Annotated in this window: 2 protein-coding genes; both read left to right on the top strand. The window is 67.6% G+C overall.

Features of this window, described 5'->3' with window-relative positions:
- The first annotated feature begins 407 nt into the window (after positions 1-407).
- Positions 408-848 (top strand): acyl-CoA thioesterase, encoded by a 441-nt coding sequence (locus DBR23_RS13305; protein WP_108498573.1) that lies wholly within the window; start codon positions 408-410, stop codon positions 846-848.
- Positions 845-1,292: EamA family transporter (locus DBR23_RS13300; RefSeq protein WP_146191337.1), on the top strand; the 448-nt coding region annotated here is incomplete at its 3' end. The genes DBR23_RS13305 and DBR23_RS13300, both read left to right, overlap by 4 nt.

Here is a 1,292-nt window from a genome sequence, read left to right as displayed (position 1 = left end):
GCGCGCATGGTCGATGGCGTGGAGCGAGTCGCGCACCACCAAGTAGGTGGGCAAGGCGCTCATCATGAGCCCGATGGTCCCCAGGATGAGGAATTTTTCGAGCAGGTTCAACCGGTGAAGCAATGACATGGCAGTGGGCGCAGGCCACACGGCGTGCGCTTTAGAGTAGGCCCCAGGGGCGGGTGTCGGCACCGCCGACTGGAGGGCGGCCCTCCTGAGGGCCGAACGGAATGTCCCGCAATGTAGGGACGTGTCCGCAGTAGGGTTTTGACTCAGGTCAAGTCACGCAGAGCTTCGCCCCCGTGGCTTGACGGCGTGCACTGGCCTGCGTGCCGGTATGGGGGAGGCTGCACCGGCCGGGGCGCTGGAGAATAATGAACACATCCCCATCCTTTGGAGCCCCTGGCATGCACTCGATCACCCTGCGTTTTCTGGCGTCCCAGTCCACCCTGCCCCAGGCGGGCCGCGTACCCGGTGGCACGGTGCTGCGCTGGGTGGATGAGGCTGGATTTGCCTGCGCCAGCGCCTGGGCCCAAGGGGATTGCGTGACCGAATTTGTGGGCGGCGCCCACTTTGTGCGCCCTATCCGGCCGGGCAATCTGGTCGAGGTGCACGCGCGCCTGGCTTACACCACCGATACCAGCATGTGCCTGGCGGTGGAGGTGCGCAGCGGCGCCGTACACGGCGCGCCGCTGGAGGAAGTGGTGCACTGCGTGGCCGTGTACACCGCCGTGGATGCCAGCGACCAGCCACGCACCGTGGACAAATGGAGCCCCGAGACCCCCGGTGACATTGCGCTGGCCCAGCGCGTGAAGGCGCATATCGACGCAGCGCGCGCGGCGCAATGAGCGGCGCTGCACAGGCCGCATCCGCCACCAGCCCTCTGCGTGCGCGCGACCTGCTCGCAGCGCTGGTGGTGGTGATCCTCTGGGGCGTGAACTTTGTGGCGATGAAGTGGGGGCTTCGCAGCTTCAGCCCCTTCCAGCTGGGCGCCGCGCGCTACCTGTGTGCAGCGCTGCCCCTGGTGCTGCTGGTGCGCCCGCCGCGCATGCACTGGCGCTGGGTGCTGCTGTTCGGGTTGTTCCAGGGCGTGGGGCAGTTCGGCTTTTTGTTCATGGGGCTCAAGGTGGGCATGACGGCCGGGCTGGCCAGCGTGCTGCTGCAGACCCAGGTGTTCTTCACGGCGCTGCTGGGCTTTGCGCTGTTGCGCGAGCGGCCGGGGCTGCCGCTGCGCGTGGGCATGGGGCTGGCCGCGCTGGGGCTGGTGTGTTTTGCGATGAACTATGTGGGCC

The organism is Acidovorax sp. HMWF018 (genome assembly GCF_003061035.1).
GTDB lineage: Bacteria > Pseudomonadota > Gammaproteobacteria > Burkholderiales > Burkholderiaceae_C > Acidovorax > Acidovorax delafieldii.
Note: the sequence above shows the minus strand (reverse complement) of the source record. Positions and strands in the feature narration are given on the sequence as shown.

Coding starts and splice junctions, on each gene's coding strand:
- DBR23_RS13305 (WP_108498573.1), top strand. CDS start 408: ATGCACTCGATCACCCTGCGTTTTCTGGCGTCCCAGTCCACCCTGCCC.